This is a genomic window from Zhongshania marina, from assembly GCF_002915595.1.
Classification (GTDB): Bacteria; Pseudomonadota; Gammaproteobacteria; order Pseudomonadales; family Spongiibacteraceae; genus Spongiibacter; species Spongiibacter marinus_B.
Genome location: NZ_PQGG01000003.1, coordinates 74,186 through 95,024, shown reverse-complemented (window position 1 = coordinate 95,024; position 20,839 = coordinate 74,186). Strand labels below are relative to the sequence as shown.

Genomic DNA, 20,839 nt, shown 5'->3' with positions numbered 1-20,839 from the left:
GCTTGCGGAGGAGTCCGCAGCGCTTAAAAGCGGCCTTATTAAGCTTTAAGTTTGGCGAGACTAGCAAGGGTGCTAATACAGGCAGATGCCGCTTCTGCACCTTTCACCACAAAATGCTCGCGGAAAAAGCTGATGTGCTCCTCGCTGTTGTGGAAATTGTGGGGGGTAAGCACTACGGAGAATACTGGGGTTGTGGTTTCTAGCTGTACCTGCATGAGGCCAGACACGACGGCTTGGGCGACATATTCGTGCCGGTATATACCGCTATTGGTCACCAGACCTGCGCCGACGATGGCGGCGTATTTGCCGGTTTGAGCGAGGAGTTTGGCGTGCAGCGGAATTTCAAAGGCGCCGGCGACTTCAAAGCACTCTACGTTTATATCGCTACGTGAGGACATTTCCTTTTGAAAGGATTCTTTGCAGCGGTCGACAATGTCACGGTGCCAGCAGGCTTGAATAAAAGCGACGGTTTGCTTTGATGATGTTGTGTCTGTCGATGTCATGTTTTTGTCCCAAGTGAATACGGCAGGGCAAAGATGAGCTGACAGACCAGTGTGGGCGTAGCGATGGAAGCTAGGCGTGGTGGCGTGTAACGATCTTTTCTCATAACCGGACTCTAACCGTCGGCTCTGGAATCGCACCAGATCTGCTGTCCTTATGAGCTGTGAGGCTCAATAAGCGCCCGCGGGCTACATGTTGAAACATGATTACCGCCGGTGGGGACTTCCACCCCGCCCTGAGAACCCCCAATAGGCATATAGGCGCTATCGGGGCGCGCGAATATTAGCAACCTGCGGCGGATTTGTATACTCGCAGCCAATATTTGCTGAGTGAGCTTGGTCTCGGCATTGTGTGAATGGATTGAACAGGCCGTGAGGTTTGGATGAAAAAAAGGCGGAGTGTTTAGCCCCGCCCTTTGTCTTTTTCTAGGCTTTATAAACCCTAGGGCATAATCGCCGGCAAGAGTTTTTGCAGCGCCATTTTTTGCTTGGTGCCTTCACCGGTAAGAGCAAAGCCTAGCAATTCGCCGTCGGTGCTGACAAAGCGTGCAACCACATTGATACCGTCTTGCTCTATTTCCCATGTGCCTTTGGCGTCGCGGGGCGCAGGGCTGACCGTGACGGGGCAAGCTGGGGTTTTAATGGTGACCGGCATAGCTGGGTAGCTCACTTCGGTAGCCTCACCACTGAGAGTTTTTGCTAGGGCGCGAGCTTGGGCCATTAGTGGCGCAACATAGACCAAAACGTGGCCAGCGACTTCCGCGCAGTCACCCATTGCGTAAACATTGGGTGCGCTGGTTTCTAGCAGGCGGTTGGTGGCGATACCGCGATTTACTGTCAAACCCGCTTCTTGTGCTAGTTTGATTTGCGGGCGCACGCCAACGGCAGACAACACCAAGTCGCAGCTGATGGTTTCGCCGTTATTCAGGCTGACGATCAAACCCTCGCTTGATTTGTTCACCTCAGTGACCAGTGGACCGAAATGGAATTTTGCGCCCTTGGCTTCGAGTCCGGCTTGCACCGCTTTACCGGCAGCTTCTGGCAGCAGGGTCGGCAGACAGTAGCCAAGCGGGTCAACGGTTTCGGTCTCGATACCGCCATTAAGCAGATCGTTGGTAAATTCGCAGCCGATTAAACCGCCACCAATAATGCAGACCTTCTTCACATTATTTTTTGCAACGGCGGTGCGGAAGTCGTGGTAGTCCAGCAGGTCGTTCACTGAATATACGTATTCCAAGGCATTACCCTGAATGGGCGGGCGGATAACATCGGCGCCTAAAGCCAGTACCAATTTCTTGTAGTGAACTTGGGTTTCTTTGTCGCCAATGGTAATGACTTGGGCAGCGGTATTGATGGCGGTGACTTTGGTCGAAGTCCACACGCTGGCATTTAGGTCTTCACCCATGCCGCCGGCGTCTTTCTGCGCCAGTGCATCAGCGTCGGTGTTTTTGGTAAAGCCAGTAGAGAGCATGGGCTTAGAGTATGCGCGGCCGTCATCAGAGGTAATCATGATGACTGGGCTGTCTTTGTCGTATTTGCGCAGTTCGCGCACTAAACCGTAGCCCGCTAAACCGGTGCCGATGACCACAATGGCGGCTTCGCTACTGGCGGAGGCGGGTTCATCGTGGTGGGGAAGGTCGCTTTCCTCGGATTTCTCAATCATCTCGAAGTCTTCTTTACCCACACCGCAGTCTGGGCATAGCCAGTCGTCGGGCACGTCTTCCCAGCGCGTTCCTGCTGCGATACCAGAATCAGGATCGCCGACTTTCTCGTCGTAAACCCAGCCACAAACAATACATTCCCACTTACTCATTAAGCCAATTCCTCATAAACCATATGCTTCTGTCAGCGAAGCTTAAAATATTTTTTTGATAGATATCATCGCCTGTTTGGTTGATATCATCGCTTGCAAGTCGCAGGTGATTCGCGCATTCTGCCGCCACACATTTGTTTAGATTGCTGCGCGTTTATGGTGTGGCAGCGCTTATGTTCAGTGACCTTCAACACTGGAAGCCGAGTATTGTACGCTTTTCAAACATCACGATTCCACAAACAAGAGCCAAACTGGCTAGATTGTAAGAAATTTCCTCGTTCTGCCCTGCCCGCAAAAGACGCGCGCTGGCTGCTCGACACTGGCTCCTTGACCGCCCATTTGCGCCGCGTGTCCCAGGGGCAGTTTCACGTAGAAGTGCTATTTCAGCGCTGGCAAATCCCGCGTCTGTCTGAGCGTCGCTTGCTGGGTATGGGTGATCGCGACTGGGGTTTGATCAGAGAAGTTCGCTTGCATTGCCACAATGAACCTTGGGTTTACGCCCGCAGTGTGCTGCCGGCTACCTCCTTGGTTGGGCGTTTAGATCGTTTGCGTACCTTGGATAACCGACCCTTGGGGCATTTGCTGTTTACTGATCCCCATATGTCCCGCGACCGCTATGAAATCTGCCGAGTGCCGGCAATGGCTGTGGGGGCGCCTGAGTCAGAACAAAACGATGGCTTGTGGGGGCGGCGTTCGCGGTTTTTGCTCAGTGGGCACCCAATTATGGTAAGTGAGATATTTTTGCCGGCGTTTCGGCCTTGGTAGTTTTTCATCTGGCGTGGTCGTGCTGATATACTTTTGCCATAAGACTTCGACGGCTACGTTATGAGCGCACTACTCCAGCACCTTAAAAAGCAAACTCCCCAATATTTGGCCTTGATGCGAGTTGATCGCCCGATAGGTACGTATTTGGTGTTATGGCCGACCCTGTGGGCACTTTGGTTTGCTGCAGGCGGTTTTCCGGCTTGGCATGTATTGATTATTTTTGTGGCCGGCACTTTTTTAATGCGCTCTGCGGGCTGCGTGATTAATGACTTTGCGGATCGAAAAATTGATGCCCATGTTAGCCGCACCAAGCAGCGCCCATTTGCCACCGGCGCGGTGACGGAAAAAGAAGCATTGCTGCTGTTTACGACCCTCTGTCTCGTTGCCTTTGTCTTAGTTCTATTTACCAATCTACTTACCGTTTTATTCTCCTTTGGCGCTGTCGCCTTGGCGGCGTGCTACCCCTTTATGAAGCGCTACACCCATTTACCCCAATTAGTGCTGGGCGCGGCCTTTGCGTGGGGAATTCCGATGGCCTTCACCGCCCAAACGGGCGAGCTGCCGCCACCGGCAGCGTGGTTGCTTTACATCGGAGTGCTGATTTGGACGGTGGCTTACGACACGTTTTACGCGATGGTTGACCGCGAAGATGATTTGAAAATTGGCGTGAAGTCGACGGCGATTTTGTTTGGCGACGACGACAAAGTCATTACCGCTATGCTGCAGGTATGCGTGATCATTGTATTGCTAATGGCGGGGCCGCGTTTTGATATGAGCTTTATGTACTACGCTGGGCTGATGGCTGCGAGTGGTCTGTTTGTTTATCAGCAGCAGCTTATTCGCTACCGCGAAACCGACAAATGCTTTAAGGCATTTTTAAATAATAACTGGGTGGGCGCGGTTATTTTTGCGGGTATTGTGCTGCACTATCTTATAGGGGCGTGAGCATTAGTAAACTGGAGCTAGAGTTTGTCGCCGCGATAGACGAGGTGGGTGCTGAGGCTTGGAATAGCGCGGCGGGTGTAGACTACCCCTTTACCCGCTATGAGTTTTTATATGCGCTTGAGGCAAGCGGCGCGGTGGCGAAGGATAAGGGCTGGCAGCCACACCATCTGATATTACGCCGCGAATCTCAAATAGTCGGTGTTATGCCTTTTTACCTCAAGACCCACAGCTACGGCGAGTATGTGTTCGACTGGTCTTGGGCCGACGCCTATCAGCGTCATGGTCGTCCCTATTACCCCAAATTATTGTCTTCGATTCCGTTTACGCCGGCGACGGGGCCGCGTTTGTGTTTGGTCGACGAGAGTGATCGCGGTGAAGTAATGGCGGCCTTAGCAAAGGCGCTGCCCGTGCACGCGGCGGAAATTGGAGCTTCATCAGTTCATATTCTATTTTCGCGGGCAGAAATGGCAAATATCTGGTCGCAGGAAGGCTTTATGCAGCGAATTGGGCCGCAATATCACTGGTATGATCGCAATTACGGTGATTTTGAGGGCTTTTTCGCTGAGTTCAGCTCCCGCAAGCGCAAAAGTTTGCGCAAGGAGCGCCGCGTTGTTGCCGAGCAGGGCTTAAGCCTGCAGGTATTGGCGGGGGCGGAGGTAAGTGCAGAGCAGTGGCGTTTCTTTTTTCACTGCTATCAACTTACCTATGCTAAGCGCAGCGGTCATGGTGGGTATTTGCCAGAGGCGTTTTTCACCCAGTTAGCGACCACTATGCCTCAGCATTTGGTGATGGTATTGGCCAGTCACGGCGATGAGCCGGTGGCGGTGGCCTTGAATTTTCGTGACAAGCACACCTTATATGGCCGCTACTGGGGCTGTATCCGCGAGTATGAATTTCTGCATTTTGAAGCCTGTTACTACCAAGGCATTGAATACTGTTTACGCGAGGGGCTGCGGCATTTTGACCCCGGCGCACAGGGCGAGCATAAAATTCAGCGCGGCTTTACCCCAATTTTGACCTACTCAAACCACTGGTTGGCCGATGCCGATTTTTCCAATGCGGTGCAGCGGTTTTTAGATGACGAGCAGCTTCACGTTGGACAATACCTGCGTGAAGCTAGCGAGATGTTACCCTTTAAAAAAGCCGACTAAGTGCCGGCCACGAGTATTACTGCTGGGCGTTTTTTAAAACCCGTTCTACATAAAGTAAGCAGAGAATTGGCAGCACGAAGCTGCAACTAATTTGAACCGCGTGGATAATCTCGCCTAGCGTCCATTGGGTGTCGCGGCTGTACCAGTAAGCAATAATTGGCATGGCGATAAAGATGAGTGTTGGTAGGTAACGCCATAGATAATAGCTGGTGCTAGACGCCGCTTCGCTATCGGCTCGGCGGTAGCAATAGAAGGTGATTAACACCACCAGCGCACCGATAATTAGCACATAGTAATTCCCGAGAATCCCCGTCAGTAAATTTAAAATTGCGCCGAATACTAGGCTAATTAGGCTGACGTTAACGAGTCCGCGCAGTATGCGTAATTTACTTCGTTCCATATTGGCTCCTGCTGTTATTTGACTGTCTATGCGTGAATGTCTTTGACCAGCAGACCATATTTTAGTGCGGCTTCGGCCAGCGGTTGATCGAGGGGAATGTGCACGCGATGCCCTGAGCCGGGTGCGGCGGTAATGGACTTTCCGTGTTTATCGCTCAAGGTTTTCAGCGTAAAACGGGTATTTCCCCCTGGCATCATTAATTCTAATGTGTCGCCGGTTTCGAAGCGATTTTTAACATCGACAGTAATGACAGAGTCGCGGGCATCCACAATTTCACCTACAAACTGCTGCTGTTGAGCATTGCTTAAACCCATTTCGTAGTTTTGGTATTCCTTGGGTGGGTGGCGGCGATAAAAGCCCTCGGTATAGCCACGGTTGGCCAGTGTTTCTAACTCGTCCATTAAATGCATATTGAAGGGCTTGCCGTGGGCGGCGTCGTCTATGGCTTGGCGATACACCTGTGCGGTGCGGGCAACGTAGTAATGCGATTTGGTGCGGCCTTCAATTTTAAGTGAGTGCACGCCCATCGCGGCCAAGCGCTCAACGTGCTGAACTGCGCGCAGGTCTTTGGAGTTCATAATATAGGTGCCGTGCTCGTCCTCGTAGGCGGGCATAAATTCGCCGGGGCGCTGGGCTTGTTGAAGTAGCACGGGTTCAGTTACGGGCTGGGGTTCGGGGATATAGGTTTGCACCGGCACTAAATCACCGGTTTCGTCTTCTTTGGCATCGTGGGCTTGGTATTTCCAGCGGCAGGCATTAGTGCAAGCGCCTTGATTAGGGTCGCGGTGATTCATATAGCCAGAAAGTAGGCAGCGACCGGAATAGGCGATGCAGAGCGCGCCGTGCACAAAGACTTCAATCTCCATCTCGGGCACACGCTGACGAATTTCTTCAATTTCATCCAGTGCCAGTTCGCGGGAGAGAATCACGCGCTGGATACCGTTTTGGTGCCAGAACTTAACTGAGGCCCAGTTCACCGCATTGGCTTGAACGGATAAATGGATGGGCATATCTGGCCAGTTTTCGCGTACCAGCATCATCAGCCCTGGGTCGGCCATGATCAGGGCGTCGGGCTTCATTTCGATAACGGGGGCGAGATCGCGCAAATAGCTGCGGATTTTGTCGTTGTGTGGCGAAATATTCGACGCCAAATAGAATTTTTTGTTTTGGCGGTGGGCTTCTTCAATGCCGCTACCCAGGGTTTCGATGTCTTTGAACTCATTATTTCGCACCCGTAAGCTATAGCGCGGCTGGCCGGCATAGACAGCGTCGGCGCCATAGGCAAAGGCATAGCGCATATTGCGGAGGCTTCCGGCGGGGGACAGGAGTTCAGGGATCATGGTGTTTTCGCCTTGGAATAGCATTTGACGTCAGGATGCATATGGTAGCGTAAACCTAGGCCCCGTTCACACTAATTGGCTTGTGACTGCTCAGCGCCTTTTGGATATGACCAAGCTATATTTTCTTGTCTAGATAGAGGCGTCTTTCTGCAGCAGTGATATTCCAACTTAGGTGAATAGGCCCTAAGTATTCTGCGCTATTGGTGCTTGGGCTCGGCTTGGTTACACTCGATGTGATTGAAGAAGTACCCCAGCCGTGGGAACGCAAATTTTGAATATATTCATCACAAATCTTTTGTTTATGTCTCTAACGTTGGCTGCCTGTGCGCCAGCCACGGTGCGGCCGCCTGATGCCGATGGCGATGGAATAGCAGATGCCGATGACCGCTGTCCGGCTAGCAAAGCTGCGGCGGAGGTAGATATATACGGCTGTGCAGACAGTGATGGCGACGGCATCATCGATACCGTCGATCTCTGCCCGCGCACGCCAAGGGATAGCGTTGTCGATCAATTTGGTTGCATGGACAGCGATAACGATGGCGTAAAAAACGGTGAGGATCACTGTCCTCGTACCGCTGCAGGTGAGCGAGTTATGCGCAATGGCTGTTCGGCGCGGCAAACTGTCGAGTTGGAAAGCCTGCGATTTGAGCATGGTAGTAGCACCCTTGATGCGCAGGCCCGCGAGCGCCTATCGCGCTTGGCTGAGCTACTTCGCTCAACGCCGGAATTTCGTGTGGCACTGCAGGGGCATAGTGATAGCAGTGGATCGGCTGATGCGAATTATCGTTTGTCGCGAATGCGGGCAAACAAGGTAAAGGCTGCTCTTATTGAGTTGGGTGTACCTAAGAACCGTATTTCCATTCAAGCCTATGGTGATGCGATGCCGCTTGCTGACAATGACACTGCCGAAGGCCGAGCCCGAAATCGACGAGTTGCTTTAAGGGTAATTCGAGCTGGTTTGCTTAAATAGGGCAGTAATTCAGGTGTTTGGGTACGCATTCGCATAGCCTTTATTAAATGCCACTTTACTGTTTCTATAAGAGGGTTTAGGATTTCTTGGTTTTTAAACGTTAGTTCGCACACATTTTAAATAAAATTTTACGTTATTATGCGCCACTATGCCCTAAAGTGTGTATTAAGCCTCGTGCTGACGTGGTAATTTGCGCTTTATAAGGTATAACTTCAATGAATCAGGGGATGTTTATGAGCAAGCAATGGAGAAATGCTCTTGCTGCCGGTGTGATTTTAGCATCAGCGGCAGGTGCGGCGACGGCCCAGGCCGAAAAGGAAAAGGGTTACTACATTGGTGGTAATGCCTTTTACAACGAAGTATTTGATGCTGATGGTACGGTAACTACGTCTAATGCTGGTGGTATTCCAGGACTTAGTGCTATTCCTGTCGTTGGCGATTTGCTTAATGGTTTGTTAGGTGGTTTGGGTGGCGGCGGTGGTGCAAATGCCAACTTTGAAACTACTTATGACAGAGATTTCGCTTACGGCTTTACCTTTGGTTACAAATTTGAAAGCCCGTTCCGTCTTGAATTTGAATACCGTCAAGGCGAAAACGATGTAGATAGCATCAGCGGTGGCGGTGTGTCTTTAAATAGCGATAGTACGCTAGAAGTCACCTCGATGATGGGTAACTTGTGGTACGACTTCTCGGCCGGTGAGCGTCTACGTCCTTATATCGGTTTTGGTTTGGGTCAAGCAAATCTAGATTTTGGTAACGGTGATGACGACGTTACTATCGGTCAATTGGGTGCGGGTATTACATACTACTTGACCCCACGTTTAGCACTTGATGCGGGCTACCGTTACAGCGTTGCAGATGATGCTAGTTTTAAAGATGCTGGAACCGAAACAGAGATTGAATACAGCGCGCAAAGCCTGTTGGTTGGTCTTCGCTATAATTTCTTCGACGCGCAATATGGCGTACAAGATGCTGATGGCGACGGCGTTTCTGACGAAATGGACGAGTGCCCAGGTACTCCACGCGGCGTACAAGTAGACAGCGTTGGCTGCCCACTTGATGGCGATAACGACGGTGTTGCTGACTATCTTGATCAGTGCCCGAACACACCAGCTGGCGCAGAAGTTAATGCGGTTGGTTGCCCGCTAGACGGCGACAATGACGGTGTTGTTGATGCAGATGATGCTTGCCCTAACACACCTGCCGGCGAAGCGGTTATGTCTAACGGCTGTGCAAAAGATCAGGCTGTGGTTCTACGTGGTGTGAACTTCGAGCTGAATAGCGCTAAGTTGACTATGAACGCAGAGACAATTCTGAACGACGTGGCGGCAACGTTAACTAGCTCGCCTGGCTTCAATGTTGAATTGCAAGGTCACACTGACAGCACTGGTAGCGATAGCTACAACATGAACCTGTCGCAAAACCGTGCTAAGTCAGTGAAAAACTACTTGGTTGGTAGCGGTGTTGAGAGCAGCCGTTTGACTGCAACTGGCTATGGTGAAGAGCAACCAGTAGCTAGCAACGATACTAAAGAAGGTCGCGCTGAAAACCGTCGCGTTGAGTTGAAAGTATTGGGTAGCGACGCAGTTGCTGAGCCAATGTCTTACGACGAGCCAATGGTTGAAGACGAGCTAATGGTTGAAGACGAGCTAATGGTTGAAGAAGAGCTAATGCTTGATGATTCAGCTGTAGAAGACGAGCCTATGGTTGAAGAAGAGCCAATGGTTGAGGAAGAAGCAGACGACGTTATGATGGACGAGCCTGCTGCTGAAGAAGAGTATCAGCCATACGAAATGTCTGAGGATGAGTTGGATTACTAATTTGCCATTAGGCAGTTAGTTTAGCTCAGAAAAAACCCGGCCTTGGCCGGGTTTTTTTATGCCCATCATTCTTGCTAATTGGCGTGAGGTGTTGACCTATAGCGGCTTTGCCAAGCGCTGCCAAATAAGCAATTGATTGTTGGCGGGCATAGTGTGGTCTGCCACAAGTTGAAACCTCGCGTGGGCAGCCAGCTCACGTATCGCTTCAAAATCTCGGATGCCACTAACGGGATTGTTTCGCTTTAACCAAAGGTCGAAGTCCGCGTTGCTGGGGGAGGTAAACTCACCGCCGTACTTAAATGGGCCGTAAATACAGAGTAGCGCATTAGCGTTTAACTGCTTGTCCACTTTATTGAAAAACAATTCAACCTCGGGCCAGTCCATAATATGCAAAGTGTTGGCAGAAAAAATGGCATCGTATTGTTGGTTGGGCCAATTTTCATCGCGAACATCTAAGGTGAGTGGCGCTGGCAGTGTGGTGCCTGCAAGCCAGCTTTGTATTCCTGGAATATTTTCTGAGCGATCGCTGCACTGCCAAATAAGTTGGGGCATATTTGCAGCAAAGTAGACGGCGTGCTGTCCCGTGCCACTACCGATTTCCAGCACATGCTGGCATTCTTGTAGTACAGTTTTTAAGTGATTCAGTATGGGCTGCTTATTGTTCTCGCAGGCTTGGGAGAAGGGTTTAGCGTTGCTCATGGTACGACCGCCGAAGGTGTGTGGCGCCAAGTGATGGCGAATGTAAAAATTCAGTTTAGCGTTTATAAGGGGATTACAACAATGGCCTACTGGTTGATGAAATCTGAGCCTGATACGTTTAGCTTAGACGATTTGCGGAGCCGACCCGATAGTACCGAGCACTGGGATGGTGTTCGGAATTACCAAGCTAGAAATATGATGCGGGACCAAATGAAGCGCGGGGATAAGGTTTTCTTTTATCACTCGTCCTGCCCTGTTCCGGGTATTGCTGGAATTGCCAAGGTGGTTCGGGAAGCGTATCCGGACGGTAGCGCACAAAACCCTGAGTCGCGTTATTACGACCCTAAGGCGAGCGCTGAGAATCCACGCTGGTTTATGGTGGACGTAAAATTTGAGCGCAAATTTAAGCGCTTATTACCCTTGTCTGAGCTGAAGGCAGAACCCGCATTGGCCGAGATGACCTTGCTTAAAAAAGGAAATCGCCTGTCAATTATGCCGGTGAGTGAAGATGAGTGGCAGCAGATATTGTCGATGGTTTAAGTGCTGGCAATTGTCGCGCAGGTTTATACCGGCGCGTCTCTTAAAAACACCCATTCCCGCGCAGTTGATTGTTCGGCGCTAAAATAATAGCCCTCGCTATCGAAGGATTTAAGTTGTTCAACATCTGTTAGGCGCTGCTTGATAATATAGGCCGCCATCAAGCCTCTCGCTTTTTTTGCATAGAAACTGATGATTTTGTACTTGTCGTTTTTAAAATCCTTGAAGACTGGCGTAATAATGTCAGCCTTGAGGGTTTTGGGTTTAACCGCGCTAAAGTATTCATTGGAGGCGAGATTTACCAGCACCTGAGAGTTGATTTCGGCTAGCTGCTTATTCAGTGTTTGGCTTATTTTGTTGTCCCAAAATTCATATAAATTTTTGCCGTCTTTGTTTTTAAAGCGCGTGCCCATTTCTAGTCGGTAGGGCTGGATTAAATCTAGGGGCCTTAGCAGGCCATAAAGCCCAGAGAGAATACGCAAATGTTGCTGTGCGAACTCAAAATCTTCCTCATTGAAGCTGTCGGCATTTAAGCCGGTATATACGTCGCCACGAAAGGCTAGTGCTGCCACTTTGGCATTGTCTGGTGTAAATGGCCGCGACCAGTTCATGAAGCGTTGGTGGTTTAATTCGCCGAGCTTTGGGCTGATTTTCATCAGCGCTGAAATATCGTCAGGGTTGAGCTTTTGCAATTGCGAGATCAGTTTTTGCGACCGTGCTAGAAAGTCACCCTGTGTGAATTCTGCTGTGTGGGAAGGCGTTTCGAAATCTAGCGTTTTGGCCGGAGATATAACAAGTAGCATGTGGTTTCCTATCAGGCTTGCAGCAGTGCTTGCCACCAGTTAAGAGCTTCGCCGCTTTCGGCATCGTAGACATTGCCATAAATCCAGCTGGCCTTGTCGCCGTTAATCCATTTGTTCATTAGCTGTTCGATGGCGTTAAACCCTACGCCAAAATGAATGCTGTAGACCACGGCCCGCTCGGTTTTAATATCTACGTGGCCGGACAGCTTTTCTATTTCTGCGGTGAGTTGCATTTCTAAGGCCTCATTGGGCTCTCGGAAAAACACCCGAATACACAGATTGCCGCCGCGCTCTACGACGATAAAGCGGCCGCGGGAGTCAGGGTTGAGATTTATGGTGTCTAGGGCTGCCACGCCGCGTACAAATAGCGGCGACTTGAGCAGGCGGTAATCGCCTTTGTTTTGCAGCGGCGTTGCAAGCACCTTCTCAAAAATGGGCTGATTATTTACAGGGTGGTTGCCGGCATATAATTCCAGTAGGGTTTCCTGGTCGGGAAAGAGCGCGTCATCTGTCATAGGTATTTGCATTATTACGGCGATTGGAGGTATTGGTGGGCAATGATACCGATTTTACTCGTCCACCGCACGGCAAGCATCTGCTGTGCGGTGGACGAGTAGCGTTACTGATTGGGGAATTGAATGCCGATTGGTGGCGGGGTGTAAAAATTGTCGGGCCGTGCTTGCTGACTAATGCTGATTAATTTAAAACCACCTTCAACCTGTAAAACGCCGCTGTCTTTTTGTTCATTGAAGGCATTTTCCAGTGCCAGCAGCTTATTGCCTCGCTCGTTTTTCATTGAGCTGGCAAAACGACGGAAGAAATGGCGTAGGCCGTCACTGGCTTTGACCACATCTGCGCGGTCGGTGAGTACAGTAAGGTATTTCGCGCGGCCATCGCTAGCAGTGTAAACTCGGCCCTTTATGCCGGCAACATCGCTGAATTGGCCGGTAGGAGTTAGGCTTACCGCCTTGGAGTCGGGTATAGTCAGCTGCTGCTCATTTTGGGCGTTATTGAGAATGCCGCCCATTTCATCGACATTCATGACGACGCGGGCGCCGCCTTGCTGGAGCACGGCAATGGCTTGGTCGCCATTGATAATAGAATAGCCAAGCTGGCCGCGATCTACGCGAATGTGTTGATCGTCGCGATAGCTGAGTACAATAGTTTCTTTACCCATTGCATACCGCGCAACAAGGTCTGCCTGCGCGCTGCCGGCGTTTAAGCTACAGGCAAAGCCGAGCAGGGTGAGAATAATAATAGAACGCATAGTGTCTCCTTGGCATCTGTGTCCGCAGAATAGCTATAATGCGCAGCTAATTGAGGGATACCCGAATAGTGAAGCAGTGTGTTTATTTAATAGATGAGTTTACTGAGCGACTTGGACGTCTGCTTGCGTGGTTAATTCCCTTAATGATGCTCGGTACCGCAGCGGTTGTCATTATGCGTTACGGTTTTGGGCAGGGAATGACCGCTTTGCAAGAGTCGGTCACGTATTTGCACGGCACAGTCTTTATGCTCGGCGCCGCATATACCTTAAAGCACGGTGGTCATGTGCGGGTGGATATCTTTTATCATCGCTTTTCGCCACGGACTAAGGCATGGGTTGACAGTATTGGCAGCATAGTCTTTTTGTTACCTCTCTGCGGCTTGATTCTGATTACGAGCTGGGAATTTACCACCAACGCTTGGTCGATACGTGAGGCCTCGGTTGAGCCCGGCGGTCTGCCTTTTGTTTATCTTCTCAAGTCTTTGCTGCCACTGATGGCGATAAATCTCGCCTTACAGGGCGTGGCTGAATTACTGCGAAACGCGATGATATTGGTTGAAGCGGAGGCTGAGCCCCGTGCTGATTGAGTTGCTACCGCTGCTAATGTTTTTGGTGATATGCCTAGTATTAATGCTGGGTTACCCCGTGGCATTCAGCCTTGCGGGCACCGCCATGTTATTTGCCGGCATTGGTATTAGTATCGGCCATTTTGATGCCTCGTTTTTATCCTCTTTGGCCGGTCGTTTATACGGGACTATTACCAATGTCACTTTGATTGCGGTTCCTCTATTTGTCTTGATGGGGGTATTGCTGGAAAAAAGTCGCTTAGCAGAAGAGCTGCTGAGCAATATGGCGGCTTTATTTGGCCGTCGTCGCGGTGGTTTGGGATTCTCGGTGATCTTGGTTGGTATGTTGTTGGCGGCAAGCACCGGTATTGTTGGTGCGACGGTGGTTACGATGGGCTTGATGTCACTGCCGACTATGCTAAAGCGCGGTTATGATCCCAGCTTAGCGACGGGCACCATTTGCGCGACGGGCACCTTGGGGCAAATTATTCCTCCCTCCATCGCCTTGGTGTTATTAGGAGATACCTTGTCTAGTGCTTATCAACAAGCACAGTTAGATTTGGGCGTGTTTAGTCCTAAAACCTTGTCGGTGGGGGATTTGTTTATTGGTGCGCTGGTGCCAGGCCTAATGTTGGTTGGTCTCTATTTGCTCTATATGGGTTTTGTCGCTTTGAGGCAGCCTGAGCGCGCGCCAGCGGCAACTGACCTCGACCCGCCGCCGCTAAGTGCGCTATTAAAAGGTTTATTCCCGCCAGTTGCGTTAATTCTGACAGTATTGGGTTCGATATTGCTGGGGGCTGCCACGCCAACTGAAGCAGCGGGGGTGGGGGCCCTGGGCGCGGCGCTGATGGCGGCGGCCAAGGGGCAGCTCGGCTGGGCGCGTGTTGGTGAAGTTGCTAGAGAAACCCTGAAAGTCACCTGCATGGTCTTTATGATTTTAATTGGCGCTGCGGTGTTCTCATTGGTGTTTCGCGGCTTTGGTGGCGATGATTTAATCCAGCACTTTTTTGCGCAACTTCCAGGTGGCGTGATTACCGCAACCTTGATAGTCATGCTGGTGATCTTTTTTCTCGGTTTTATTCTCGACTTTATTGAAATTACGTTTGTGGTCGTGCCAATTGTTGGCCCAATATTATTGGCGATGGGTGTTGATCCCATTTGGCTGGGAATAATGATTGCGCTTAATTTACAGACCTCATTCTTAACCCCGCCCTTTGGGTTTGCGCTGTTTTATTTACGTGGTGTCGCACCACCATCGGTCACTACCGCAGATATTTATCGCGGCGTTGCGCCGTATATTGCACTGCAATTGCTCATGCTTACCCTGCTGGCATTATGGCCCTCATTGGCGACGTGGTTGCCGTCTTTTATTAGAGGTCAATAATGATAAGTCCTACATTGACAATTGCTTTGGGCACACGTTAACTGTGCGTCTTTAAATACTATCTACCAAGAGAATACTTATTATGCGTGACATAGACGACACGCCTCAGCCAACCGGCGTGCTGGCCTTACAAACGGTTGCAATGCCAGCCGACACCAACCCCAGCGGAGACATCTTTGGCGGCTGGCTAATGTCGCAAATGGACTTGGCGGGCAGTGTTACCGCATCGCGCCGCGCAGGTGGTCGAGTGGCGACTGTTGCGGTTGATGCAATGGCATTTATGACGCCGGTTCGGGTTGGCGCAGTAGTGAGTTGTTACACCGAAATATTAGACGTGGGCCGCAGCTCTATCCGTGTTCGTGTCGAAGTGTGGATAACGAGCATACACCAAGACGAACCCGCGAAAGTGACCGAAGGTGAGTTCGTCTTTGTAGCGATTGATGGCAACGGCCGCACCCGCGTTGTCGATTGAGGACGGCCTGCTACAGAAAGACGATGTAAAAGCATTAGGAAACAAGCCAGACTAATAGCGAACGACAATAATGGAGAATAATAATGTCGATGCTGAATAAAGTCTGTCTCATCACTGGGGCCACCAGCGGAATCGGTAGAGAAACCGCGTTGGCCCTAGCCGAGCAAGGCGCAGAACTTTTTATTGTGTGCCGCAATGCTCAAAAAGGTGAGGCCGTATTGGCGGAAATCATCAGCCAAAATCCCGATTGTAAAATCACACTCTTGCTTGGTGACTTGGGTTGTCAGGCGGATATTCATCGCATTGCTCAGCAATTTCTAGAAACCGGCAAGCCGCTGCATTTACTGATGAACAATGCGGGGGTGGTGAATACCCATCGCAAGCTTAGCCGCGACGGCATTGAAGAAACCTTTGCGGTAAATCACCTCGCTTATTTTTTGATGACCGAATTATTGCGCGAGCGCTTAGTTGAAAGCGCCCCAGCTCGCATTGTGAGCGTGGCATCTGAAGCCCATAGCTTTGTTAAAGGTCTGCAATTTGACGACTTAGAGTACGAGTCAACGCCCTATAAAACATTTAAAGTTTATGGGCATTCAAAGTTGTGCAATATTTTATGGACTCGGCGACTGGCTAAGCAATTACAGGGCACGGGTGTGACGGTCAATTGCGTTCATCCTGGGGCAGTCAGTACGGGCTTAGGCCATCAAGACCATGCGGTGATAGGTAAAATAGTGGGCTTGTTGCTCAAGCCATTTTTTCGCAGCGCTGCGCAGGGGGCTAAAACCTCTATCTATGTTGCAACATCGCCAAATGTCGAAAATATTACCGGCGAGTATTTTTCAGACAGCAAAATCAAGCGAGTGAAGCCCTGGGCAAAAGATGACGAGGCTGCGGAAAGGTTGTGGAAAATTAGTGAAGAATATTTAAAACTGGCGTGAATTTAAGAATAAGGCTTTGCTATTTAAACGCCTCGCTATAAACGAGTCTCTTAAATAGCAGGGTATTTTTAAGAAGTAATCAACTGCTACAAATCCCGCGAATTGATATACGACTGCTCAGAAATGTGGTGGTATTCCTTGGCACCTTCCATAAAGTTTTTCCAACTTGTGTAAACCCGTTTTGTTAGCGGGTCGGTATTGGCCAATTCTTTTAAGTAGTCGTCTGAGGCTTGGTGCAGTTCGCGAATGACATCGTCGGGTAGCTTGCGTAACTGCACATGATGAACGTCGACGAGTTCGCGCAGCGCCGCATTATTTCTTGCGGTGTATTCGTCTAGCATATCGGCGTTGGCGTAGCGTGCTGCGGTTTCTACAATAGCTTTTAAATCTTCTGGTAATGCGTCAAAGGCTTGTTTGTTGATGATGAGTTCTAATGTAGAGCCCGGTTCATGCCAGCCTGGATAGTAGTAATATTTTGCGACTTCATGAAAGCCAAAGGCGAGATCGTTATAAGGGGCTACCCATTCGGTTGCGTCAATCACGCCGGTTTGCAGTGAGGTGTAAAGCTCGCCACCGGGCAGCGTTACCGAGGTGCCGCCAAGACGATTCCACACCTCACCGCCCGAACCGGGGATGCGCATTTTTAAACCTTTTACGTCAGCCACTGAATTAATTTCTTTATTAAACCAGCCTGCCATTTGAACGCCGGTATTGCCACCCGCCATCGGCACTAAATTGAAGGGTGCGTAGGCTTCGCGCCACAACTCCAAACCGCCGCCGTGGTATAGCCAGCCGTTCATTTCCTGTGCGGTCATGCCAAAAGGGACGGCGGTAAAAAAGATAGACGATGCTAGTTTGCCCTTCCAATAATAAGCAGCGCCGTGACCCGCTTCGGCACTGCCGGTAGAGACGGCGTCAAAAACGCCCATTGCTGGGACTAATTCGCCTGCACCGTATACCTTGATGAGTAAGCGGCCTTGGCTCATTTTGTTTACTATGGCGGCAAATTTTTCAGGCGCAGTGCCAAGTCCGGGAAAATTTTTGGGCCAGGTGGTGACTAATTTCCAGTGAAATACCTGTTGACCGCTGGCGCTACTTTCTTGGCGCTGGCTGCTGTGGTCTTTACTGCGTTCGCCCACATATAGCCAGCTCATGGCGACTAATGCTGCCAGTAAAGCTAAGATAATGAGTGGTGAGTAATTGGCTTTGCTAGCCTGATTCATTGTTATTATTCCTGCCTTACAATAACTGCAAATTCGCATATTGCAGCACTAACCATTTGCTGCCTTCGTCTTCAAAATTGACCTGAACCCGCGCACTGGCTCCTTGACCTTCAAAGCTGATCACCACGCCGGCACCAAAAATACTGTGCAGCACTCTTTGCCCTAAGCCAAAGCCAATAGAGTCTGCAGCAGCTTGTTGAGCGCTAGTGGCGCTTTGGGCATAGCTACTGGGGCGGCTCACGGTATTGTTAATTCGCACTTCGTCTATAAATTCGTTGGGAATTTCTCGAACAAAGCGCGACAGGCTATTAAAGCTTTCTTGTCCGTGTAGGCGGCGTGATTCTGCATAGCTTAAAAATAATTTTTGCTCGGCGCGGGTAATGCCCACGTAGGCTAAGCGGCGCTCTTCTTCTAAACGCTCAGGGTCGTCCATCGACATTTTATGTGGAAAGAGATTCTCTTCCACGCCGACCATAAACACTGCGGGAAACTCCAGCCCTTTGGCGGAGTGCAGGGTCATTAATTGTACGCTGTCTTCGTGCTCGTCAGCCTGTTGATCGCCGGCATCAAGTGCGGCTTGATCTAAGAAGGCACGCAGTGGTTCGGCGTCTTCATCTTCAGGGCTATAACCCCGCGCGGCGGTGATTAATTCCTGTAAGTTTTCAACTCGGGCTTGAGCTTTCTCGCCTTTTTCTTTTTCGTGAAAGGCGATCAAACCGGATTTGTCGATGGTAATGCTAACTTGCTCGTCCAATGACAGGTCTTGGCATTGGGTGGCGAGGTCTTCAATAAGCGATAAAAAGCCCCGCAGTGCGTTGCCGGCGCGGGCTGGCAGCATGCCGTTTTCGATTATCGCAAGGGCAGAGCGCCATAGCGATAATTGATGTTGGCGGGCGTATTCTCGCAGTATTTCTACCGTGCGATTGCCAATGCCGCGAGTAGGGGTATTGATAACGCGTTCGATGGCAGTGTCGTCGTCGCGCAGCGCAATAATACGCAAATAGGCGAGGGCGTTTTTAATTTCTAGCCGGTCATAGAAGCGTTGGCCACCATAAATACGGTAGGGCACGCCGGCGCGAATTAAATACTCTTCAAGCACGCGGGACTGGGCATTGCTGCGATACAGCACGCCGATGTCGCTGCGGCGATAATCGTCGCGCAGTAATTCGTCAATTCGATCAGTAACAAAGCGGGCTTCGTCCTGTTCGTTAAAGGCGGCGAATAGCGCGATCTTGTCGCCGTCTTCGCCCTTGGTCCAAAGTTCTTTGCCCATTCTTTGGCTGTTATTGGCAATCAGCGCATTGGCAGCCTTGAGAATGGTGCCGGTAGAGCGGTAGTTTTGTTCTAGGCGCACAATTTGGGTATTGGGAATATCTTTGGAGAACTGCTGAATATTCTCTATGCGCGCACCGCGCCAGCCGTAGATGGACTGATCATCATCGCCAACGGCGGTCATCGCCATCCCGCTGTTGGTCAACAGCCGCAGCCAAGCGTATTGCACCGCGTTGGTGTCTTGAAACTCGTCTACCAATACATGTTTAAAACGCTGCTGGTAGTGATCAAGAATCGCCGGATTATTGCGCCAGAGCTCTAGGGCGCGCAGTAATAGCTCGGCAAAGTCGATGACGCCCTGCTGCTGGCAGACTTCCTCGTAACGGCGGTAAACCTTGAGCATTGTGGTTAAATAATGATCGCCGCCAAAGTCATCGATATGCGCTGAGCGACGCCCCTCATCTTTGTGGCCATTAATAAAGTACTGGGATTGGCGGGGTGGCCAGCGGGTGTCGTCCAACTCTAATTCGCGATGGATGCGCTTTAATTGGCGAAGTTGGTCGTCACTGTCCAGAATTTGAAAATTGTCGGGCAGGCCGGCTTCGCGGGCATGGGCTTTGAGTAAGCGATGCGCCAAACCGTGGAAGGTGCCCACCCACATACCGTGATTTACGTTGCCGCCAAGCAAGGCTTCAATCCGGCCGCGCATTTCGCGGGCAGCTTTATTGGTAAAGGTCACCGCTAGAATGCTGTAGGCAGATAGGCCTTCGACCTTTATCTTCCAAGCTATGCGGTGCACCAATACTCGTGTTTTACCACTGCCGGCCCCTGCTAATACCAGCGTGCCGGTGCTGTCAGCGGTGACGGCGTCACGCTGTGCGTCATTGAGATCATCAAGAATATAAGATACGTCCATGGCGCCGTATTCTACTGGGATTAGTCCGCGCTGGCACCGCTAATCTCCACTGAGTGGCAATTTGCTGGCCGACAAGGGCCAATATTGCCGTCCTGCGTTACAATGAAAGCGGCCATATCAATAATAGAGCGTTGGTGGATAGTAATTTGAGACCCAGAAACATCATCCGTGCGATGGAAACCAGCCGCGAGCAAATGCGCCGATCTGAGCGTAAAGTGGCGGACTATATTCTGGAAAATCGCAAAGAAGTGATTCATATGCGGATTGTTGATCTTGCCCAAGAGGCGCATGTCAGCGAACCAACGGTGGTCCGGTTTTGCCGAGCGGTCGGCTGTGATGGTTTTCAAAACTTTAAAGTGGCGCTGGCACAGCATATTGCCCACAGCCCAGAGTACGAAGAATTTAGCTTTGGCGATGAAGACTCCGCTCGGCAATACACCTTCAAGGTCTTTGACTCGACGATGGAGGCCTTAAAAAAAGTCCGCGACAGTATAGAGGTAACAGCCATAGAAAAAGCCGTCGAGCTGCTTGGCAATGCTCGCCGTGTCGAATTCTACGGCTTTGGTGCCTCTGCCGCCGTAGCCACCGATGCCCAGCACAATCTGTTTCGCCTGCAAATTTCTGCCAGCGTTTATTCTGATCCACACGTGCAAGCGATGTCGGCAATGTCCTTAAGTCAGCAAGATGTCGTGGTGGTGATATCCCAGTCTGGCCGCACCAAGGCATTGCTAGACGCCATAAACTTGGCCCAACAAAATGGAGCCCCCGTCATCGCATTGGCGCCCAGCGGCTCACCCGTCACTGCAGCGGCGGACCTCGCAATATATATTGACGTAGACATGGATGAGGGCGACTACACGCCACTGCCATCGCGCCTCGCACATATGGCGGTGTTAGATATTCTCGCGGTAGGAATTTCCCGAAGCAAAGCGGGTGTTCGCGAGCATTTAAAAACCATAGAAAAAGGTCTGCAGGTGCTGCGTACGGATATTAAAGAGTGAGTTGCTTGGCAAGAGAGTGAGAGGTGTTTTTGCCTTAGGCTCCGTTAACCACATGTG

The 20,839-nt window shown here is 50.7% G+C and carries 21 protein-coding genes and 1 riboswitch; of the genes, 11 read left to right on the top strand and 10 right to left on the bottom strand.

Going from position 1 to position 20,839, the window contains the following annotated elements:
• Positions 1-38 precede the first annotated feature (38 nt).
• Together C0068_RS01105 and C0068_RS01100 are read right to left on the bottom strand one after the other, a co-directional pair.
• On the bottom strand, positions 39-503 hold the full coding sequence (locus C0068_RS01105) for a 6,7-dimethyl-8-ribityllumazine synthase (RefSeq protein ID WP_103682648.1): 465 nt from the start codon (positions 501-503) through the stop codon (positions 39-41).
• A 90-nt stretch (positions 504-593) separates the two neighbouring features.
• Positions 594-748, bottom strand: a riboswitch (FMN riboswitch).
• Between the two features lie 194 nt (positions 749-942).
• Complete coding sequence (locus tag C0068_RS01100) at positions 943-2,313, bottom strand: FAD-dependent oxidoreductase (protein WP_103682647.1); 1,371 nt, start codon at positions 2,311-2,313, stop codon at positions 943-945.
• Between the two features lie 207 nt (positions 2,314-2,520).
• On the opposite strand from C0068_RS01100, the gene C0068_RS01095 reads away from it, so the two are divergent.
• Genes C0068_RS01095 through C0068_RS01085 form a run of 3 tightly spaced genes read left to right on the top strand, consistent with a single transcriptional unit; the run spans position 2,521 to position 5,174 of the window.
• Positions 2,521-3,078 carry a chorismate--pyruvate lyase family protein gene (locus tag C0068_RS01095; protein ID WP_158249889.1) on the top strand — a complete coding sequence of 186 codons (558 nt, stop codon included), beginning with the start codon at positions 2,521-2,523 and terminating at the stop codon, positions 3,076-3,078.
• Positions 3,079-3,138: 60 nt separating this feature from the next.
• Positions 3,139-4,023: a 4-hydroxybenzoate octaprenyltransferase gene (gene ubiA / locus C0068_RS01090; protein WP_103682645.1), complete on the top strand. Its 885-nt coding sequence runs from the start codon at positions 3,139-3,141 to the stop codon at positions 4,021-4,023.
• On the top strand, positions 4,020-5,174 hold the full coding sequence (locus tag C0068_RS01085; RefSeq protein ID WP_233208698.1) for a GNAT family N-acetyltransferase: 1,155 nt from the start codon (positions 4,020-4,022) through the stop codon (positions 5,172-5,174). Before ubiA ends, C0068_RS01085 begins: the two co-directional genes overlap by 4 nt.
• Before the next feature lie 16 nt (positions 5,175-5,190).
• On the opposite strand, the gene C0068_RS01080 is transcribed toward C0068_RS01085, so the two are convergent.
• Both C0068_RS01080 and trhP read right to left on the bottom strand, forming a co-directional pair.
• Positions 5,191-5,574: a hypothetical protein gene (locus C0068_RS01080; RefSeq protein ID WP_103682644.1), complete on the bottom strand. Its 384-nt coding sequence runs from the start codon at positions 5,572-5,574 to the stop codon at positions 5,191-5,193.
• 26 nt (positions 5,575-5,600) lie between these two features.
• Entirely contained in the window at positions 5,601-6,914 is a 1,314-nt protein-coding gene (gene trhP / locus C0068_RS01075; protein ID WP_103682643.1) for a prephenate-dependent tRNA uridine(34) hydroxylase TrhP, read from the bottom strand.
• A gap of 301 nt (positions 6,915-7,215) precedes the next feature.
• Between trhP and C0068_RS01070 the strand changes: the two genes are divergently transcribed.
• The gene (locus C0068_RS01070; RefSeq protein ID WP_103682642.1) at positions 7,216-7,884 is read left to right on the top strand and encodes an OmpA family protein; all 669 of its coding nucleotides are present in this window, start codon (positions 7,216-7,218) and stop codon (positions 7,882-7,884) included.
• A gap of 233 nt (positions 7,885-8,117) precedes the next feature.
• Complete coding sequence (locus C0068_RS01065) at positions 8,118-9,704, top strand: OmpA family protein (protein ID WP_158249888.1); 1,587 nt, start codon at positions 8,118-8,120, stop codon at positions 9,702-9,704.
• A 96-nt stretch (positions 9,705-9,800) separates the two neighbouring features.
• Here the strand turns inward: C0068_RS01065 and C0068_RS01060 are convergent, their stop codons facing one another.
• Positions 9,801-10,403: a DUF938 domain-containing protein gene (locus C0068_RS01060; protein WP_103682640.1), complete on the bottom strand. Its 603-nt coding sequence runs from the start codon at positions 10,401-10,403 to the stop codon at positions 9,801-9,803.
• An 81-nt stretch (positions 10,404-10,484) separates the two neighbouring features.
• On the opposite strand from C0068_RS01060, the gene C0068_RS01055 reads away from it, so the two are divergent.
• The gene (locus tag C0068_RS01055) at positions 10,485-10,943 is read left to right on the top strand and encodes an EVE domain-containing protein (RefSeq protein WP_103682685.1); all 459 of its coding nucleotides are present in this window, start codon (positions 10,485-10,487) and stop codon (positions 10,941-10,943) included.
• Between the two features lie 23 nt (positions 10,944-10,966).
• On the opposite strand, the gene yaaA is transcribed toward C0068_RS01055, so the two are convergent.
• The 3 genes from yaaA to C0068_RS01040 all read right to left on the bottom strand — a co-directional run bounded on the left by yaaA (position 10,967) and on the right by C0068_RS01040 (position 13,010).
• A complete protein-coding gene (yaaA, locus tag C0068_RS01050; protein ID WP_103682639.1) occupies positions 10,967-11,743 on the bottom strand; it encodes a peroxide stress protein YaaA in 777 nt (258 codons plus the stop codon).
• Between the two features lie 11 nt (positions 11,744-11,754).
• Entirely contained in the window at positions 11,755-12,258 is a 504-nt protein-coding gene (locus tag C0068_RS01045; RefSeq protein ID WP_103682638.1) for a DUF4265 domain-containing protein, read from the bottom strand.
• A gap of 104 nt (positions 12,259-12,362) precedes the next feature.
• On the bottom strand, positions 12,363-13,010 hold the full coding sequence (locus C0068_RS01040; RefSeq protein WP_103682637.1) for a hypothetical protein: 648 nt from the start codon (positions 13,008-13,010) through the stop codon (positions 12,363-12,365).
• A gap of 68 nt (positions 13,011-13,078) precedes the next feature.
• Here C0068_RS01040 and C0068_RS01035 point away from each other — a divergent pair, with 68 nt between their 5' ends.
• The 4 genes from C0068_RS01035 to C0068_RS01020 all read left to right on the top strand — a co-directional run bounded on the left by C0068_RS01035 (position 13,079) and on the right by C0068_RS01020 (position 16,370).
• Positions 13,079-13,597: a TRAP transporter small permease subunit gene (locus tag C0068_RS01035; RefSeq protein WP_103682636.1), complete on the top strand. Its 519-nt coding sequence runs from the start codon at positions 13,079-13,081 to the stop codon at positions 13,595-13,597.
• Positions 13,590-14,960, top strand: a complete 1,371-nt coding sequence (locus C0068_RS01030; RefSeq protein WP_103682684.1) for a TRAP transporter large permease — start codon at positions 13,590-13,592, stop codon at positions 14,958-14,960. The genes C0068_RS01035 and C0068_RS01030 overlap by 8 nt, the downstream gene beginning before the upstream one ends.
• An 82-nt stretch (positions 14,961-15,042) precedes the next feature.
• Positions 15,043-15,432, top strand: coding sequence for an acyl-CoA thioesterase (locus C0068_RS01025; protein WP_103682635.1), 390 nt, complete (start codon positions 15,043-15,045; stop codon positions 15,430-15,432).
• Positions 15,433-15,515: 83 nt separating this feature from the next.
• Positions 15,516-16,370: an SDR family oxidoreductase gene (locus C0068_RS01020; RefSeq protein ID WP_233208697.1), complete on the top strand. Its 855-nt coding sequence runs from the start codon at positions 15,516-15,518 to the stop codon at positions 16,368-16,370.
• A gap of 86 nt (positions 16,371-16,456) precedes the next feature.
• Here C0068_RS01020 and C0068_RS01015 read toward each other — a convergent pair whose 3' ends face one another.
• Both C0068_RS01015 and uvrD read right to left on the bottom strand, forming a co-directional pair.
• Positions 16,457-17,593, bottom strand: coding sequence for a TRAP transporter substrate-binding protein (locus C0068_RS01015; RefSeq protein ID WP_103682634.1), 1,137 nt, complete (start codon positions 17,591-17,593; stop codon positions 16,457-16,459).
• Between the two features lie 16 nt (positions 17,594-17,609).
• Positions 17,610-19,781: a DNA helicase II gene (gene uvrD / locus C0068_RS01010; RefSeq protein ID WP_103682633.1), complete on the bottom strand. Its 2,172-nt coding sequence runs from the start codon at positions 19,779-19,781 to the stop codon at positions 17,610-17,612.
• Positions 19,782-19,915: 134 nt separating this feature from the next.
• On the opposite strand from uvrD, the gene C0068_RS01005 reads away from it, so the two are divergent.
• Positions 19,916-20,782, top strand: a complete 867-nt coding sequence (locus tag C0068_RS01005) for an SIS domain-containing protein (RefSeq protein ID WP_318261742.1) — start codon at positions 19,916-19,918, stop codon at positions 20,780-20,782.
• The last annotated feature ends 57 nt before the right edge of the window (positions 20,783-20,839 follow it).

Excerpts from the sequence above, each read along its gene's own strand:
- C0068_RS01105 (WP_103682648.1), bottom strand. The coding sequence starts at position 503 with ATGACATCGACAGACACAACATCATCAAAGCAAACCGTCGCTTTTATT.
- C0068_RS01100 (WP_103682647.1), bottom strand. The coding sequence starts at position 2,313 with ATGAGTAAGTGGGAATGTATTGTTTGTGGCTGGGTTTACGACGAGAAA.
- ubiA (WP_103682645.1), top strand. The coding sequence starts at position 3,139 with ATGAGCGCACTACTCCAGCACCTTAAAAAGCAAACTCCCCAATATTTG.
- C0068_RS01080 (WP_103682644.1), bottom strand. The coding sequence starts at position 5,574 with ATGGAACGAAGTAAATTACGCATACTGCGCGGACTCGTTAACGTCAGC.
- trhP (WP_103682643.1), bottom strand. The coding sequence starts at position 6,914 with ATGATCCCTGAACTCCTGTCCCCCGCCGGAAGCCTCCGCAATATGCGC.
- C0068_RS01070 (WP_103682642.1), top strand. The coding sequence starts at position 7,216 with ATGTCTCTAACGTTGGCTGCCTGTGCGCCAGCCACGGTGCGGCCGCCT.
- C0068_RS01065 (WP_158249888.1), top strand. The coding sequence starts at position 8,118 with ATGAGCAAGCAATGGAGAAATGCTCTTGCTGCCGGTGTGATTTTAGCA.
- C0068_RS01060 (WP_103682640.1), bottom strand. The coding sequence starts at position 10,403 with ATGAGCAACGCTAAACCCTTCTCCCAAGCCTGCGAGAACAATAAGCAG.
- C0068_RS01055 (WP_103682685.1), top strand. The coding sequence starts at position 10,485 with ATGGCCTACTGGTTGATGAAATCTGAGCCTGATACGTTTAGCTTAGAC.
- yaaA (WP_103682639.1), bottom strand. The coding sequence starts at position 11,743 with ATGCTACTTGTTATATCTCCGGCCAAAACGCTAGATTTCGAAACGCCT.
- C0068_RS01045 (WP_103682638.1), bottom strand. The coding sequence starts at position 12,258 with ATGACAGATGACGCGCTCTTTCCCGACCAGGAAACCCTACTGGAATTA.
- C0068_RS01040 (WP_103682637.1), bottom strand. The coding sequence starts at position 13,010 with ATGCGTTCTATTATTATTCTCACCCTGCTCGGCTTTGCCTGTAGCTTA.
- C0068_RS01025 (WP_103682635.1), top strand. The coding sequence starts at position 15,043 with ATGCGTGACATAGACGACACGCCTCAGCCAACCGGCGTGCTGGCCTTA.
- C0068_RS01020 (WP_233208697.1), top strand. The coding sequence starts at position 15,516 with ATGTCGATGCTGAATAAAGTCTGTCTCATCACTGGGGCCACCAGCGGA.
- C0068_RS01015 (WP_103682634.1), bottom strand. The coding sequence starts at position 17,593 with ATGAATCAGGCTAGCAAAGCCAATTACTCACCACTCATTATCTTAGCT.
- uvrD (WP_103682633.1), bottom strand. The coding sequence starts at position 19,781 with ATGGACGTATCTTATATTCTTGATGATCTCAATGACGCACAGCGTGAC.